12 protein-coding genes are annotated in these 16,241 nt (G+C 71.6%); 2 read left to right on the forward strand and 10 right to left on the reverse strand.

Annotated features, from left to right (window positions below; translation table 11 throughout):
• Positions 1-241: 241 nt before the first annotated feature.
• Positions 242-1,071, reverse strand: a protein-coding gene (locus ACIRGB_RS19215; RefSeq protein WP_403867144.1) for an IS5 family transposase whose coding sequence is annotated in 2 segments (ribosomal slippage) — positions 242-739 and positions 742-1,071 — 828 coding nt in all. Because the reading frame shifts where the segments join, the coding sequence is not laid out codon by codon here.
• 289 nt (positions 1,072-1,360) lie between these two features.
• On the opposite strand from ACIRGB_RS19215, the gene ACIRGB_RS19220 reads away from it, so the two are divergent.
• Positions 1,361-2,695 carry a M15 family metallopeptidase gene (locus ACIRGB_RS19220; RefSeq protein ID WP_403866078.1) on the forward strand — a complete coding sequence of 445 codons (1,335 nt, stop codon included), beginning with the start codon at positions 1,361-1,363 and terminating at the stop codon, positions 2,693-2,695.
• 99 nt (positions 2,696-2,794) lie between these two features.
• Positions 2,795-3,697, forward strand: a complete 903-nt coding sequence (locus ACIRGB_RS19225) for an NUDIX domain-containing protein (RefSeq protein ID WP_403866081.1) — start codon at positions 2,795-2,797, stop codon at positions 3,695-3,697.
• A gap of 328 nt (positions 3,698-4,025) precedes the next feature.
• On the opposite strand, the gene ACIRGB_RS19230 is transcribed toward ACIRGB_RS19225, so the two are convergent.
• The 9 genes from ACIRGB_RS19230 to ACIRGB_RS19270 form a co-directional block, all read right to left on the reverse strand.
• On the reverse strand, positions 4,026-5,462 hold the full coding sequence (locus tag ACIRGB_RS19230) for a leucyl aminopeptidase family protein (RefSeq protein ID WP_403866084.1): 1,437 nt from the start codon (positions 5,460-5,462) through the stop codon (positions 4,026-4,028).
• A gap of 14 nt (positions 5,463-5,476) precedes the next feature.
• Positions 5,477-6,055, reverse strand: coding sequence for a DUF2087 domain-containing protein (locus ACIRGB_RS19235; RefSeq protein WP_403866087.1), 579 nt, complete (start codon positions 6,053-6,055; stop codon positions 5,477-5,479).
• Between the two features lie 141 nt (positions 6,056-6,196).
• Positions 6,197-8,188, reverse strand: coding sequence for a RiPP maturation radical SAM C-methyltransferase (locus tag ACIRGB_RS19240; RefSeq protein WP_403866090.1), 1,992 nt, complete (start codon positions 8,186-8,188; stop codon positions 6,197-6,199).
• A gap of 7 nt (positions 8,189-8,195) precedes the next feature.
• On the reverse strand, positions 8,196-9,431 hold the full coding sequence (locus tag ACIRGB_RS19245) for a cytochrome P450 (protein ID WP_403866093.1): 1,236 nt from the start codon (positions 9,429-9,431) through the stop codon (positions 8,196-8,198).
• Positions 9,409-10,911, reverse strand: a complete 1,503-nt coding sequence (locus tag ACIRGB_RS19250; RefSeq protein ID WP_403866096.1) for an amidohydrolase — start codon at positions 10,909-10,911, stop codon at positions 9,409-9,411. The genes ACIRGB_RS19245 and ACIRGB_RS19250 overlap by 23 nt, the downstream gene beginning before the upstream one ends.
• Positions 10,908-11,699 (reverse strand): alpha/beta fold hydrolase, encoded by a 792-nt coding sequence (locus ACIRGB_RS19255; protein WP_403866099.1) that lies wholly within the window; start codon positions 11,697-11,699, stop codon positions 10,908-10,910. Before ACIRGB_RS19255 ends, ACIRGB_RS19250 begins: the two co-directional genes overlap by 4 nt.
• A complete protein-coding gene (locus ACIRGB_RS19260) occupies positions 11,686-13,674 on the reverse strand; it encodes a RiPP maturation radical SAM C-methyltransferase (RefSeq protein WP_403866102.1) in 1,989 nt (662 codons plus the stop codon). The genes ACIRGB_RS19255 and ACIRGB_RS19260 overlap by 14 nt, the downstream gene beginning before the upstream one ends.
• Positions 13,671-15,041, reverse strand: a complete 1,371-nt coding sequence (locus tag ACIRGB_RS19265) for a YcaO-like family protein (RefSeq protein WP_403866105.1) — start codon at positions 15,039-15,041, stop codon at positions 13,671-13,673. Before ACIRGB_RS19265 ends, ACIRGB_RS19260 begins: the two co-directional genes overlap by 4 nt.
• A complete protein-coding gene (locus ACIRGB_RS19270; RefSeq protein ID WP_403866108.1) occupies positions 14,965-16,155 on the reverse strand; it encodes a YcaO-like family protein in 1,191 nt (396 codons plus the stop codon). Before ACIRGB_RS19270 ends, ACIRGB_RS19265 begins: the two co-directional genes overlap by 77 nt.
• Positions 16,156-16,241: the final 86 nt, after the last annotated feature.

Raw genomic sequence — 16,241 nt, forward strand, 5'->3', positions numbered from 1 at the left:
CTCCTGGCAGTTCACCGTCCCCCACCGACACACCGGCGGAAAACCGATCACGCGCCGAGGTGGTCCTGGTGGCGGCGCCGTCACCAGGCAACCGCACGACGCTGCCACTACCCTCGCCGACACGGTGGAGGTTACGAACTTCCGGCACCGGCCGCCAGGGCAGCCGAGTAGACTCAAGAAGGCGCCTCTGACCAGCAGAGATAGCGAACTGCGACTGGAGTGCTAGGTCCTGTCTCTTTGGTCAGCCTCGGGTCCAGATGAGGATGCCCGCGAGGTGGAGTGCGGCCTGGTAGGCGATGGCGAGCTTGTCGGTTCGTGTGGCCAGGCCGCGCCACTGCTTGAAGCGGTTGATGCACCGCTCGACGGTGTTCCGCTGCTTGTAGACCTCGCTGTCGAAGCCGGGCGGACGGCCACCGAGCCGGCCTCGCCGCAGGCGGTGGCCGACCTGGTCGGACGGCTGCGGGATGACCGCACGGATGCCCCGGCGCCGCAGGTGGCTGCGGATGGCGCGGGAGGAATACGCGCGGTCGGCAAGAACGGCCAGGGGCCGGGTGCGAGGCCTGCCCGGACCGGTGCGGGGCACGCGGATGCGGGACATCACCGTCTCGAAGGCGGGTGCGTCACCTGCCTGGCCCGCGGTGACGGTGAAGGCGAGAGGCCGTGCGCGGCCGTCTGCGGCCAGGTGGACCTTGGTGCTCAGCCCGCCACGGGAGCGGCCGAGCGCGTGATCGGCGGGCTCGCCGGTGCGGGCCGCCCCTTTTTGAGCGCTCCGGCAGCGTGCTGGTGAGCTCGAACGACCGTGGAGTCCACTGACACGGTCCAGTCGATGTCGTCGTCGGCGTCCGCCGCCGCCAGGACGGCGGTGAGGATCATCTCCCAGGTGCCGTCCACGGCCCATCTGATCAGCCGCTTGTGAGCGGTCTGGAAAGAGCCGAGCTCGTCGGGAAGGTCCCGCCAGGGCGAGTTGGTGCGGTACTTCCACGCGATGGCCTCGAGGGTGCGGCGGTGGTTGGCCCATCGCCGCCCGCGGACCGGATCCGCCGGCATCAGCGGCTCGATCCGGTCCCACATCGCATCGGTGATCACTAATCGGACGGACACATCCGATCAACTGACCAACCCATCAAAGAGACACGCGCTAGGTGTGCTCGACCTCTTCCCAGAGCCCCGACAAGCCGAAACGATGCGCCGCCTCACCAGCGAAGCGACGACGCATCCCGACGGGTACACCGCACGAGACGTCCTGGCCCACCCTGTGTGGTATCGACTTCACCGGGGTCACGCTGACCGGCTGTTCCCATATCGCAGCCGTGTCGTTAGACCTCACGACTCAGCCACCGCGACCGTCCTAGGGGGAACGATGACCTCGGCCACTACGGAGGACCAGCCGCCGCAACCACCCAAGGGGGCCGCACCGGACGGCGAACCGCAGGAAGCCGGTGTTCGAGAAGAGGAATACCGCTACCGCAACGCTTCGGTCGGCCGGGAGGACACCCGACTCGTGGTGATCCGCGGCAACTCGGCGTCAGGCAAGTCAAGCGTGGCCCAGGGCCTGCGAGATCACTACGGCCGCGGTATCGCGATCGTCGGCCAGGACGTGATCCGCCGGAACGTGCTCCGGGAACACGACACCGCGCGCGGCGCCAACATCGCCCTGCTGGGCAGGATCGCGCGCGCAGCCCTGGACGCAGGCTTTCACGTGGTGCTCGAAGGGATCCTGTACGCCGACCGCTACGGCCACATGATCACGTCGCTGGTACGGGGCCACCGCGGCGCCTCCCACTGCTACTACCTGAACGTGCCGCTGGAGACGACGCTGGTGCGGCACGCGTCGAAGGCGGACGCCGCGTACCTGGCCCACGTCACCGACAGCCACCTCACCTCCTGGTACCGCGAGATGGACCTGCTGCCCGGCGCTCTGGAAACCGTGATCCCGGCCGACAGCACGCTCCAGAACACCATCGCGCGCATCCTGCGCGAAACCGAGCTCGCATCTGCCTCCCCCATCCCGCCACCGCAGGACAAGCCGTCACAGGGAGCCTCCATGAGCAAACTGGTGTTGATGTCCGATCCGCGCGTCGCCGCGATCCCGGTGCGCGAGTGCGGGGAACCCCTCGTGGACGTGCGAGACCGCGGCTTCCGCGTCGACCCTCGCAAGCAGGATCCGCTGGGCGCGTTCGCCCACGTCCGTGAGGGCGTCCTGGTCCGGCTGGAGCACGCCCGCTCGCTCCTGCCCGCGGGCACCGACCTCCTGTTCATCGAGGGCTACCGGCCGCTTGCCCTCCAGCAGCGCTACTTCACCGAGTACCGGGACGAGCTGGCCGCCGCCCACCCCGACTGGACCGCCGAGACGCTGCGCCAGGCCGCCAGCCGGTACGTGTCGCCGCCGGAGATCGCGCCCCACTCCGCGGGCGCGGCCGTGGACGTCACCCTCGTCGACCAGGACGGCCACGAACTCGACCTCGGCACCCGCGTCAACGCCTCTCCGGAGGAAAGTCACGGGGCCTGTTTCACGTGCGCCACGAACATCAGCGACCGTGCGCGTCGCCACCGCACGCTGCTGCTCAACGCGATGGAGAGCGCCGGCTTCACGAACTACGGGACCGAGTTCTGGCACTTCTCGGCAGCGGACCGGTACGACGCGCTGATGCGGCAGGAGCCGCACGCACGCTACGGACCGATCGAACTGGCCTAGCCCGCCGACAGCCCCGACACAGGAGCGCGGCCGCCACACCCTGGTCCGGTTACGACGGCCAGACCGGCAACAGGCGGAAAGCGTCGAACGGAGGCACGTATGCCTGACGACATCCAACAGGCGATCCCGGCCATCCCGAGCCCGACGAGCGGAAACGGCCCGCAAGAGCACCACATGCACCTGCTCGGGCGGTACTACCGCCAAGTGGAAGCAGGCCGCAAGACGATCGAGGTCAGGGTGGCCACCCCGAACAAGCGGACCATCGTCGCCGGCGACACGGTCGTCTTCCACGACCGGGACACCGGCCGGGAACTCGACGTCACCGTGCAGCGGATCACCTCGTACCCCTCCTTCGAGGACCTGCTCGGCTCGGAGGATCCCGCGCGCATCGACCCCGACCGACCGCCCGCAGAGCTGCTCACCGCCCTCCGCAGCATCTACCCGCCGGCCAAGGAGGCGCTCGGGGTGCTCGCCCTCGCCTTCGACCACCGCCCCGCCCGGCCGGGGCGCCCCATGCCGATGACGGCCGAGGAGTACGCGCAGACCGTCCCCCACCACACCGTCTACGGCTGCCTGTACATCCGCGACGAGCACGACCGGCCCATCCAGCTCCGCTCGGTCTACGGCTCGAGACTCTGGCAGTTCCCAGGCGGCAACCTGGACGCCCTGGGCGAGGACCCACTGCAGACCGCCCGGCGCGAAGCGGTCGAGGAGACGGGCCTCGAACTGGGCCTGGGCACGCCGAAGCTGCTCCTGACGCACTTCCTGCACGCCGGGCCCCGCCTGCCGCTGAACAAGGTGGGGTTCATCTTCGACGGAGGCCAGCTGAGGCCGGACCAGCTCGACCGGATCCGCCTCGACCCCGCCGAGCACGACATGTGGGCCGTCCACGACCTCGCGACCTGGCAGGAGCTGATGGCACCGCGCGCCTTCGCCCGCCTCGACGCCGTCGAACGAGCCCGGCACGGTGAAGGCCCCGCCTACCTGATCACGCACACCTGACGTCCCAGCACACCCGCCCAGGAGGCAACCGTGACCGCCGAGGACGCAAAGGTAGCGCCGCGGGAGCAGACGATCCTGCTGCGCGACGACCCGCCTCTGCCGACGCAGACGTGGGTCCTGGCCCCGCAGCTGTGGGAGGACCTGCTCACCGAGTACGGCTTCCGCGTCGAAGCCATCGGCCTGTTCCCGCACCCCGACGAGAGCGCCTCGGTCGGCCAGCAACTCATCCGCGCCCGGCGCCTTCCCGACCGGCCGACGTGCGTCACCAGCCGACCCCGCTCGACAGCCTCAAGCGGCTGGGGCATCGCGCAGTTCCCTCACGGCGAGGTTATGGCTGGGTCTCTGTCGCCGCTCCCAGCGCCCGCAGCGTTTCGACGAGGGTGCGGACGCCGAAACCGGTCGCTCCATGGGGCACCTCCCCGTACGGCGGCTCGTCGTTCCAGGCCGGCGCCGCGATGTCCAGATGGGCCCAGCGAGTGCCCGGGGGCAGGAACTCGGAGAGATAGAGAGCGGCCTGGACGGTATCGCCGTGCCGGTGCGAGCAGTTGACGCGGTCGGCGACGGCGGAGCGCAGGTGGCGGCGCTCGTGGGCGAGCAGCGGCAGTCGCCACAGCGACTCCCCGGCCCGCCCGGCGGCCCGGCCCACGAGGTCCGCGATCGCGTCGTCCGTGGAGAAGAGGGCGCCGGTGCGGGTGCCGATGGCGTGCACCGCCGCCGAGGTCAGGGTGGCCACGTCGAGTACGAGGTCCGCCTGCCCCGGTCTGCTCGCCCGCACCAGTACGTCGGCAAGCAGCACCCGCCCTTCGTTGTCCGTGTGTGTGATCTCGGTGGTCGTCCCGTCGAGGTGCCGCACCACGTCCCCCACCCGAAGGGCCCCGCCGTCGGGCATGTTCTCCGCCAGCGGCAGATGCGCCCGCACGCGGACCGGGAGGCCGAGACGGGGTAACGCGACCAGCGTGCCGAGAACGGCGGCGGCCCCGCCCATGTCGGCCTTCATGGTATGGAGTTCGTCCGAAGGCTTGAGCGAGAGTCCGCCGGAGTCGAAGGTGACCCCCTTGCCGACCAGGGCCACCGTGAGCGCGGGCGGTTCAGCAGGTTCGTACAGCAATTCCACGTACCGTGCGGGTTCCGCCGAGCCCCGGCTCACGGCCGCGAGACCCGCCAGCCGCAGCCGTGCAAGGGCCGGCCCTCCGTACACCTCGCAGGACAGGCCGGCCGCCGCCGCCGCGGCCTCGATCCGGCGGGCGAAGGAGGCCGGGGTGAGCACTCCTGGTGGGGAGTTGACCAGGTCCCTGGCCAGGCAGGTGCCCTCGGCCACGGCCAGCGCCTCCGCGAGGGCTTCGGGTGCGCCGCCCGTCACCCGAACCTCGACGGGCGGTGGCAGCGCCCGGGCCGAGCGAAAGGTGTCGTACCGGTACAGCGCGAGCCGGGCGCCCTCCGTCACAGCCCGCACCCGGTCGGCGGCCGGCATCCCCGTGCCCTCCGTCAGGGCGAGATCGAGGCGTACGGTCCGCGCCGGGCCCACGGCCCGCATAGCGGCGGCAGACGCCTGCCGGAGGACCGCGGCCGTCGTCGAACCGGCCGGGCCGAGACCCACGTTCAGGAGCACGCTCCGCCCGTCCGCGGTCGGCTCGGCCACCACCTGGCCCTCCCTGGCCAGGAACCCTCGCCGCCGCACGAACGGGCTCGCTTCGGCGGCGGAGTGGCAGGGGCGGGCCACCACATCGGCCGGTTCGTGCGGTTCACCGGCGCGGACCACGGTCACGGCGGTGGCCTCGGTCAGACTCGCTCGTACTGGGCGGCGGCGTCCCGGCGCAGCAGCCCCTCGTCGACCAGCGCGCGCCGCAGGCTGACCCAGTCGTCGAGCCAGCCGCCGCAGATGGCGTTCACCTTGGACTCCGGATAGGTGACGTCTTTCTCGAAGGAGTCCGCGACGACCGAAAGGACCCGGTTGCGCACCTCCGCGTTTCCGGGGATCGAGGTCAGTCGGCCCTTTCGGAAGTACGCGCCGGCCCCGTCTCCGCCGCCCCGCCCGGTCAGCCGTACCTCCTCACGCACGGCGAGGCGGAAGGTGTCGTCAAGGAGCACGTATGTACCCCGCGCCGGGTCGTGGCGCGCGACCCGTCCCTCCGCCAGCTTCTGGAGTGCCATCGCCGCGGCTGCCGGGCGCAGCCCAGTGCGCTCCGCGACCTGCTCCAGGGTGGTGGCGCCGAGGACCAGGGCCGCGTACGCCGACCGCCGGTCGGTCTGGGCAAGCAGGCCGACCAGGTCGCGACAGGACGGCGGCCGCTCCTGTGACCCGGCCGGGCCGGAGGCGTCTGGAGTCTCGGACGGGTTGTGGGTGTTCGTGGGAGTCAACTCTTCGCTCTCGGTTTCTTGTTCGGGCCCGCGCACCGGATCGGGGCGGGCGGTGGATCGGGGGACGCGCCCCGGAACGTCCCCAGGACTATCGTGCGGAGCGGCTGCCGGGAAACGGCGTATCGGCGACATGCGGACTCTTCAAGCCAGATCCCGGCCGGCCCGCGCCGCCGTCGAGGCCGGGCCGTCGCCATCGGCGCGGCGTGCGGGCCCCAGGGACAGGGGCACCGCGGTGCGGGCCTGCCTCGGAGTGCCCTTGGCGGGCGGGGCGCGGTAGGCGGAGGGCACGGCCCGGGTGGCCAACGCGATCACCTTCGTGCCCTCGCTGTGGATCCACCGCCTGCGCTCCCACGCGGCCAGCGTCTTCGCGGCCCAGGACCAGTCCTCGCCCGGCCCGCCAGGGGCGCACAGGTCGCGGTGGCGGGTTCCGCCGATCAGGGACCGGTAGAGGCGGGCCTCGGCTCCTGCCAGCAGGGTCCGGCCGGTCGGCAGGTCGGGCCGTCGGTCGGTGAGCGCGATGGAGTCGAAGCCCAGCCGGTAGGTGAACGAGGCTTGCCGGTGCCGGGCCCGCCACAGACTCACCCGGGCCGCCAACGTCCGTCGCAGCGCGGGGTTCCCGGGAGCGTCCGCGAACTCACCCTCGAAGTGGTATGCGATGTTCCAGAGGTCGTCAGGGGGGAGGTACGGATAGACATGGTGATACCCGGGCAGCGGCCGGGTCAGCCGCAGTCCGAACTCCTCGGGCCGCTCCACATACGGACTGAACCGGTCGAAATGCACTGCCAGGATGTCGTTGTCCGGCGGTTGGAGATGGGTGAGCGACGGCGCGAGGTCGATCTGTTCCTGAAGTGATGTCGGTGACTCGTTCGGATACCCGGTCAGCACGTTCCACACCGGCAGTACTCCGTATTCGGCGCAGCCGAGGAGGAAGCGGATGTTCTGGTAGGCGGTGGCGCCCTTTTTGAGGTGGCGGAGGCCTTCGGTGCTGAGGCTTTCGATGCCTGGCTGGACGGAGCGGATGCCGGCCCGGCGCATGGCGCGGATGTCGGCCCATTCCATGTTGGCCTTGACTTCGAAGAAGAGGGAGTGGTCGGTGTCGAGTTTCTCGATGAGCGGCAGTGCCGTGTCGAGGTATTTGAGGTCGAGGATGTTGTCGACGGCGAAGAAGTCCAGGACACCGTAACGGTTCATGAGGTGCTGCAGCTCATCGGCGACGGTGTCGGGATGTTTGCTGCGGTAGTTCATGGTGGCCCCGTTCAGGCCGCAGAAGGTGCAGTGTGTCTTGGCGCCCCACCAGCAGCCCCGGGAGAACTCGACGGGAAGGGTGATGTCGGGTTCGAGGTCGGCCAGGCCCGCTGTGTGCAACTGATCGAAGAATCCGTCGTAGTTGGGTGTGGGGACGGTCAGTGGCCGGTCCGGACGGGGTTCCGCGGCGGGTGGGGCGGCGGGACCGTTCCGGGAGCGAAGACGTCCGTGGCTGGGCACGGGCGTGCCCGCTGCGGTATGCCGCAGAAGGGACGTGAAGGCGTCCTCCCCGGGGCCGTCCACCACCGCGTCCACCGCCGGATGGTGGGCCAGGAGCGTGCGGCCCATGGAGCCCTCGCAGTTGCTGCCCCCCATCACGATCACCCCGCGATAGCCATGCTCACGCAACCGCTCGGCCACCGCCAACGTCGGCCCGTTCTGACTGAAGGTGCTCGTGAAACCGATCACCGACGGCTCCCGCTCCAACAACCGCACGGCACTCCGCTCCACGTGCGTCTCCGCCACCTCCCGCAGCGCGTCCACCAGGGCGATCGTCTTCTCCTCGACCCCGTGCGCCCGCAAGTCCGCGTAGTAACCGGCCCGTTCGTCCTCGTCCGCGTGACGGCGCGCGAAGATCCAGTCGCCCACTGCCAGGTGGTACAGCTCCTCCGAGACAGCCCGATACGCCTCTGACCACTCCTCCCGGCCAAGGCTCAGAGCCGGACCCGCCCGACGGGCCAGCCCGTAGAAGTCGAGGTAGGCGTAATGGGAGTCGACCTCCCACCCCTCGGCCTCGGCCACCGACCGCAGCGTCCCCACCTGGATCGAGGGCCGCCGTACGTTGTTCCACGGCATCGAGACCAGCGCGGCCCGTCGGAGTACCGTCATCGCTACCTCACCACACCAACCGCAGATCGTAGGAGTTGCGCAGGAAGGGCGGAGGGTCTTCCCGCAGCTGCGCCGGGACCTCGTACCGGGGCAGCACCCGGTGCCACTCCTCAAGCGCCGTCAGGATCTGCGCTCGGGCGAACGCGGCTCCCAGGCACTGGTGGGCTCCGGTGCCGAACGCGATGTGCGGATTGCGCTCCCGGTCGAAGTCCACCCGCTCCGGGTGCGCGAACACGGCTGGATCATGATTGGCCAGCGCCAACGGCAGCAGCACCGTCTCGCCCCGGTCCGCTATTCCGCCTGCACCGGCCCGCGCCGCCATCCGGCCCGGATACATGCAGGAATTGATCCGCAGGAACTCTTCCACGGCGGCCGACCGGATCTCCCGATCGGCCAGGAACCGCTCCCGGTCCCGCTCGTGGTAGGCGAAGTGCTGCATCGCGTTGGCCAGATGGTTCACGGTGGAGTCCACGCCGGCCAGGAACAGCACACACAGCAACGATGCCCGGTCGTCATCGCCGACCGGCTCGCCGCCGATCGTCCACGACAGGCTCGCCGTCGTCAGGTCCCCGGCCGGCTCGGCCCGTCGCAGCGCGATGTGTTCTCGCGCGAACCGCTCCAGCGCGGGCAGCCCCGACTCCCCGTACGCGGCCTGCTTCGGGTCCGGCTCCGACCGGGAATCGATCATCGCCCGGTCGATGGCGAGGAGCAGCTCCAGCCGCTCCGGCGGCCAGCCCAGAGCCGTCATCAGGTTCTCCAGGACGTACGGACGGGCGAAGTCCTCGTTGAACGAAGCCCCGCCGTGCCCGGCCAGTTCCTCGATCCGCAGCCGAGCCCGCTGCCGCATCCCGGGTGTCAGCTCTCGCACCCGCTGCGGCGTGAACCAGGACGCGAGGCGGCGCCGCCACTCGGTGTGCTCGCCGCCTTCCACGGTCAGCGGGATCCACCGCTCCTCGTCGGCGCCTTCGGCCGCGCTGACGCGCCCGACCGTGAACGCGTCCTCGTCGCGGAACGCCTCGCAGATCCCGTCGTACGACGCGAGCACCCAGAAGCCCGGGCCCCGATCGCTGTGGAAGGCGCCGTCCCGGGCGTGCGCGGCGGCCACCCGTCGGTATTCCTCCGGCGCGTTGAAGAAGTCGAAGTCCACCGAGGCCGGGCAGGACCCGGCCTCGGCGTCCTGTGCAGGATCCGACCCCGGGCGCTTGGGCGGCGCCGTGTGTTCAGGAAATTCCTCGGCCAGCAAGAGCAACTGCCTCCTTCGTCGGTCGATCGCCGGACGTCGGCGGATCGAGTTCGCCACGTGGCCAGACCGAGGTGTCAAGGCCCGAACCGGCAAGGCGCAGGGCCCACAGTCGGTCCAGATCCGCCTCGTCCAGAAGGACACCGTCGATCAGCACCGCGTCCGGCCGGGCAAGGCCAGCCACGCGCCCGGCCGGCGGCCGGCGGTAGAGGACCAAATCCGGCGAGGACGAGGGCGCGGCGCCCGCTGTCGCGGACGACTGCGGTGCCATCGCCCGGTACGCGTTGACCGTCGCCGCCCGCAGCAGGGCAGGGAAGCCAAGGCCGGCCCGCTCCAGTTCGGCAAGCTCCTTGTGGAAGGACGGCCCTGCCAGCACGAACGGGTTGCCGCAGTCCGTCCCCACCAGGAGCCGGCCCGCCACGTTCTCGGTCCGTGCCACCAGCTCGCCGAGCCGGTCCACGCTCCCGCTGCGGCTCCGCGCCTCGGACGGGTCGAGTCGCAACGCCTCCCGCGCCGCGTGCTGCCAGGCCCGTCGCCGGTTCGGCGTCGCCGCGGCCAGCGCCGCCCGTGAGGGCCGAGTGCGGGCGCGTTCGCCGCTGCGCGCCCGCCAGCACACCAGCGTCGGGCAGATCAGGTGCCGGGTCCGGCCGGACCCGGCCAGCGCCTCGCCGAGGGACGCCGCCCTGTCCGCGACCCCGGTGCCCGCGAGGGCGTCCGCCAGGGCCGGCCACCGCCGGTCCGCCGGCAGCCGGAACACGTTGGGCACCGCCCCGTACAGGTGCTCGCTCGTCCGCATCCCGCGCGCGGCCGTTGTGAACGGCACCCTCTGCGGGGCGTGACCCACCAGCAGTACGCCCGCCCGGGAGGCCCCGCGCAACAGCCCCTCAAAGGCGGCCGGTTCCACGTCGTCGTAGACCTTCACCCCGTCGTAGCCGAATGCGACAGCCTCCTCGATGACCCGGCGAACCGCCCGCTCGTCGTCCACCACGGTCACCACCTCGGGCAGCCGGGTGGACGGCCCGTCGACCACCCCGGCCGTGATCCACAGGCGGGGCAGCACCACGTGCCTGGCCCGACGGGCGCCGTCGGCCAGCAGGTGTGCGGGCTCTCCCCACAGCTGTCGACAGCCCGTCACCCCGTGCACCAGCAGGCCCACCAGGTCGGCCAGCGAGGACACATGTGCGTGCGCGTCGACGAAGCCCGACACCGCGTACCAGGAGCACGGCCGCTGCTGCTCGGGGGTGCGGGGACCTGTGCGTGGCTCCGTGCGGGGCGAAGGCCGGGCCGTGTAGGTACCATTGGCCACGGTCAGATCTTCCACCGGTCCCGGCTCACCGGTCACCGGATCGATCCGCCGCACCTCCCGGATGGTGTGAGTGCGTTCCCGGTCCGCGAATTCCTCCAGTGCGGCGACGAGAGGGTCGCCGTCCGGCAGCAGATCGCGCCGGTACCGCCACTGCGCTTCTTCCAGTTCGCCGCTCACGCCGCCCCCATCCCCTTCTCCGTCCCCGGGACCAGTTCTCGCGCCACCTCCGGCAGCCGGGCCGCGGCCCGGACCCGAGTGGGGGCGTCGAGCAGCCACAGCCGCGCCCCGATCCTTTTCTCGCCCGCTCGGAACGGGTCGAGGTCCGGGTCTCCTGAGGCGGTGACGAGGACCAGTTCCTGTTCCGGGGTGCCACGCTCGACCGCCCGTTCCGCGCCGTGCAGCAGGCCCCGGGTCGCAGCGCCGAGTTCCCGTCGGCCTACCCGGTCACAGGCGTCGACCATCCAGGCAGGGGCTCCCTTGGCGAGGAAGTTCTCCCGCAGATACGCGTGGCCGTCCGGCCCCTCGACCGCCCTGGCCTCCTCCTCCACCGCGTCAGTGGGGATCACGACCTCCTCCGCGTGCGCGCAGAAGGACACCGCCCTGGCGACCCGGGAGTCCTCGCCGGCCGTCCACAGGGCCACCCGGCCCCCGAAGTACAGGCCGAGCAGGGTGTACCGGTCCCGTCCGAGGTGGTCCAGCACGGCCCGCAGATCCGCCGTGTACCGGTCGGGGGCATGCGCTTCGGCGGTGCCGACCGGGTCGCTCTCGCCGCGCCCGCGCAGGTCCACAGCGGTCACGTCCGCGTCGGCGGGGAGGGCCGCGAGAAAGCCGGAGTCGCTCCAGACCCGCCGGTCCATGGCCACCCCGTGCACCAGAACCACCGCCGGGCCCGGTCCTGGCCACCGCTCGGCAACGATCCGCGTGCCGTCCGCGGCGACCACGGCGAAACACTCACTGCTCCGCACGGGCACCTCCCACCCCTGCCTCGACGGGCGGCTCGGTGGCCACGTCGCGGTCAGGGCCTGTGACTCCCAGGTAGGCCGCGCGCCCCAGCTCGTCGCGCATGCTGTCCCGGGTGGCCAGCACCAGACCGCGCCGTGCCTCGAAGTGAACCCAGCCCCTCTTGCCCCAGGCGCGCAGCTCGGCACGGAGTTCCGCCTCCGGCCGGTCCGTCATCTGGACCACCCGCTCGACGGCCTGGTCCACCCGCCCGCCGTGCACCAGCTCGCGGAACAATCGGTCGGCGGCCCCGCGCAGCACGTGACGACCGGCGCCCACCTGCGGGCGGTGGTCGTGCAGCACGGTCAGGTCCGGTCCGAACCGGTAGGCGAACCGGGACTGGTGGTGGAGCTTCTTCCACAGCCCCACCCGCGCGCCGAGCCTGCGGCGCAGGGCCAGCATCTCGTCGGCGTCCGGCCTTTCGTCGGTCTCCGCGTGGTCGAAGGAATACGCGAGCGCGGTCCGGTCCAGGGCCGGATCGGCGTGGATGAACCGGTACTTGGGTTCAGGGCCGCGCAGCACGATCCGGAACTCGTCGGGATTCTCGAAGTACGGGCTGTAGCGGTCCACGCGTACTTTGCTGACCGTCGACGGCGGCGCCAGGTGCGTGATGAACGGAAGCAGCGCCAGCTGTTCCTTCAGCATCTGCGGGGTCTCCATGGGCATCGCGGACAGCAGGTTCCACTGCGCGTCGATGCCCAGCTCGTGGCAGAGGATCAGGAAACGCAGGTTGTGGTAGGCGGTCGCGCCCTTGCGGAGCAGCTTCAGCGCCCCGCTGCTCAGGCTCTCGATCCCGGGTTGCACCATGGTCACCCCGGCCGCCCGCATCTCGCCGACCTCGCGCGGCCCGAGGTTCGCTTTCACCTCGAAGAACGTGGTCACGTCGACCTCGGCGGCGGCGAGCGCGGCCAGGCCGTTGTCTCGCCGGGCGAGGATCGTGTCCACCGCGTAGGTATCGAACACCCCGTGCTTCTCGGTGAGTTCGCGCAGCGTCTGGGTCAGCTGCCGCCCGGGCTTGCTGCGGTAGACCATCCCGCTGCCGTTCTCCCCGCAGAAGGTGCACTGCAGCTTCTCTCCCCACCAGCAGCCTCGCGACATCTGGAACGGCAGCGCCACGTGTGGAGCGATCAGATCGGCCCACGGCAGGTCCCGCAACCGCTCGAAGTACTCCTCGTAGCGGGGAACCGGGGCGGACGACGCAGACTGCACCACCGGCAGCGCGACCCGGATCTCCCCCTCCGTGCGCAGCGCGAGGCCCGGGACCGCCGCCAGGTCGGCGGTGTCCCGTGCCTCCCGAAGCGCGGTCACGGCGGCCTCGCCCTCGCCCTGCACCACGGCGTCCACGAACGGATACGCCGCCATGACGGCCTGCCCCATCGGGCGGTCACAGTTGGCGCCGCCGAGCACGATCAGGCGCTCGGGAGCGCGTGCCTTGAGGGCCTGCGCCACGGCAAGGGCGGGACCCAACTGGCTGAAGGAGGTGGTGAATCCGTACATCTCCGCGTCCAGGGCGAGCAGCCGGCCGACGAAGCCCGACACGAAGGCGGGGGCTGTCGCGCGCAGCGCGAGCACCTGTCGTACGAGGTTGTCCGCAACGCCCTTCTCCTGCAGAAAAGCCGCGTACGTGACGCACGCGCGCTCCTCAGCCGTCTCCGGGTCGGGCGCGTCGGCCCCGGTCTCCACCTGCCGCGCGGGACCGCCGAAGATCCAGTCGCCGACCCCGAGCCCGTACAGCTCCTCGCCGATGGTGTCGTAGACGGTGATGAACTCCGCCGGCACCCAGCCCAGGGTCTCCACGGCGTACTGCGACCAGTCCAGGTACCCGTACACGGGCGTGACGGGGTCGCCCGGAGAGTGGTCGGCCAGGGCCGCCAGGGTCGCGATCTGGATGGACGGGCGGTACAGGCTGTTCCACGGCGGTGCGATCAGCGCGAGCCTCACCGCGGATCACTTCCCTGGGGGCGCAGCCTCGCGTCGAGTCGGCCGGTGGGCAGAACCGGGTAGCCGGCCCGCGCCTTGTCCAGCATCTCGAGCCCGCAGACGACCACGTCGACCACGGTCACGGCGCCCGGCTCGGTCAGGATCCGGAAGTGCGGCTCGACTCCCACCGCTTGGAGCCGCCGCACCAGCCTGCGCAGCAGGTCCTCGGGGGCGGCGGTGGCGGGCAGCCCGTCCGCCGTCTCGAAGGGGACGGTCCGGTGGGGCAGGGCGCGGACGTCGAACCGGGCAGCGGCCAGATGGCGGGGCCAGCGGGTCAGGGCCCGTGCGATCTGCTCCGACTCACGCGCCGCGTCCACCGGGCCGTGCCGGTACATGGTGCGGACCTGGAGGTATTCCAGGAGGGCGCGGTGCAGGGCGTACACGGGGTCCGGCGAGGCGCCGCTGCCGACCAGCCGGACCGGCTCGTCGGCGGTGGCGTCGCATACCAGGTAGGCGGGCACCCGGGTGTCAGCGGTGAGGGAGACGATCAGCAGTCTGCCCCCGCACGCGCGCTCCACCTCGGCGGTCAGCTCCCGGAGTTCGGCGGGGAGTGCGGCGGGGTCGACGACGGGCAGGGCGGGACCGGTCTCCGGTGGCCTGAAGTAGCAGGAGGCGAGCAGGCAGGACCATGCATCGCGTTCGATCGCCTCGTTGACGGCGTGCAGCAAAGCCTCGTGCAGGGTGGCCCCGGCGGCGTACCCGGCGCTGGAGGTGTAGTGCCACAGCGGTGCGAAGGCGCCGCTGTCCTCAGGGTGCGGCCAGTTGCGGTAGCCGCCGTCCCGCAGGAAGACCGGGTGGTGATGGGGTGCGGGTGCCCCGGGCGGGGACGCACCGTTGTCCCCCGCACCGGCGGCCCCGAGGCCGAGAGCCTCGGAGACCGGACGGTAGCTACGGGTGAGTACCGGAGCCTTGGGCGCGATGCCGGCGAGCCGCCGCAGCAGTGCGGACGGCCGCGCGGTGGGCTGCTCGGCGATGGCGGCTGCGGGCAGGAACTGGGTCTCGTCGGCGCGGTGGTCGCGCCGCCAGTCCAAGTGGTAGTGCTCGGCGCTCTCGAACAGAGCGCTGGCCAGGCTGCGGTGGCCGAGGCCCTTGCCGGAGCTGCGCGAGCACAGGGCGCCGTCGGCGTCGGTCAGGCGCACCTCGTAGGTGGGAGCGGTGTCGATCCCGTACTTGTGGATGTCCGCCGTCAACCGCTGCGCGGTCAGCCAGTCGCCGACCGTGGCCAGGGCTTTGCCCAGGGGTGTCTCACGCTCAGGCGGTACGTCGTCCTTGCGGGTTCCGTCCAGGATCGCGTCGGTCAGCAGCTCGTGCTGGGCTATGGGGGGCAAGGGTTCTCCTCACTTCTTCCGTGTCGAACACGGGTATGCCTGCGCGGACCAGGCCCAGCAGCGGCTGGGGCTCCGTCACCACGTGGGCGAGGGAGAGCCGGGTCGGCGGGAGATCGGGGCCGAGAAGGTCGACGGTGCCGCGATCGGCCCAGACGCGGAGGGAGCGGGCGGACAACTCCTCCAGCGGGGACAAGGGGGCGGTCGGGTTCGGGCCCGGGGCAGCGGCCACGGCGGGGGCCGGGCCGGGGCCGTTGAGGTCGAAGTCCAGAGCCACACACCGCCTGAGCGCCGGCCAGCGCTCGAAGCGGCGCATGAACTGCCGTTCGGCGGACTCGGCGGTCGGGTTCAACCGCCACATGGTCTCGGCCTGCGCGAGTTCGAGCAGAGCGCGCTCCTGCGCTTGCGCGAGGGTGTGCCCGCTGCCGAGCCCGGTGGCCGGCATCAGCCGATTCGCGTGCCGGGCCACGGCGAGCACGGTTGGGGTGCGCGTCACACCGGCAAGCGTCACGAGCTCCGGATCGGGCCCGGCCTTCCCGGCCGCACCGGGCGCGAGGGCACGGCGCGGGGGACCGGCCAGCCTGCGGTAGAGGAAGACGCCGTAGTCGACGGACTCCGTCAGTTCCAGCAGGGCCCCGGTCAAGGCGGCCTCCGGGTCGGGCGCTGCCGCCCATCCGATCGTGCTGGACAGGCGGGCATCTGCTGCGCGCAGCACGCCCGCCCTCAGCTCCTCGCCGGCCACCCAGGGAGATGACCAGAACAGCGGTATCCGGCGGTCCGGGCCGCTCGCCGGAGCGCTGTACCGGCGGGTCAGGCAGCCGGGGGGAGCGGTGCGGACTCCAGAGTGCCCGTCGGCGAAACCAGGAAGGGTGCCGCCGACGGGGCTCGGCGGGCGGACCACCTGGGCGAGAGGCGAGCACGCCACCAGGCGCTCCACGGCCTCGGAGAGAGCCTTCCTCCGGGCCAGGGGCTCCTCGGCGGCGGTGCCGTAGCCGTCGGCGGTCGCGGAGCCCCGTGCGGTCCGAATCCTGCACCGCACGGTCATGGTCTCCGCGGCCGGCCATGCGCGGTAGGAGACCTCACTCAGCTCGCACCGGACGGCCGACGACCTCGACATGCTCACCTCTCGCCCTCTGTGGTGGTCCGAATCGGCGGTGTCAGCGTCCGGGGCGGGCCGATGGCCGCAGGTCACGGGCAGCGGTG

The sequence above is a fragment of the Streptomyces sp. NPDC102490 genome (genome assembly GCF_044765285.1).
Lineage (GTDB): Bacteria > Actinomycetota > Actinomycetes > Streptomycetales > Streptomycetaceae > Streptomyces.

Bases quoted from the DNA above. Each gene is read 5' to 3' on its own strand.
- ACIRGB_RS19225 (WP_403866081.1), top strand. From the start codon at position 2,795: ATGCCTGACGACATCCAACAGGCGATCCCGGCCATCCCGAGCCCGACG.
- ACIRGB_RS19220 (WP_403866078.1), top strand. From the start codon at position 1,361: ATGACCTCGGCCACTACGGAGGACCAGCCGCCGCAACCACCCAAGGGG.
- ACIRGB_RS19240 (WP_403866090.1), bottom strand. From the start codon at position 8,188: ATGACGGTACTCCGACGGGCCGCGCTGGTCTCGATGCCGTGGAACAAC.
- ACIRGB_RS19270 (WP_403866108.1), bottom strand. From the start codon at position 16,155: ATGTCGAGGTCGTCGGCCGTCCGGTGCGAGCTGAGTGAGGTCTCCTAC.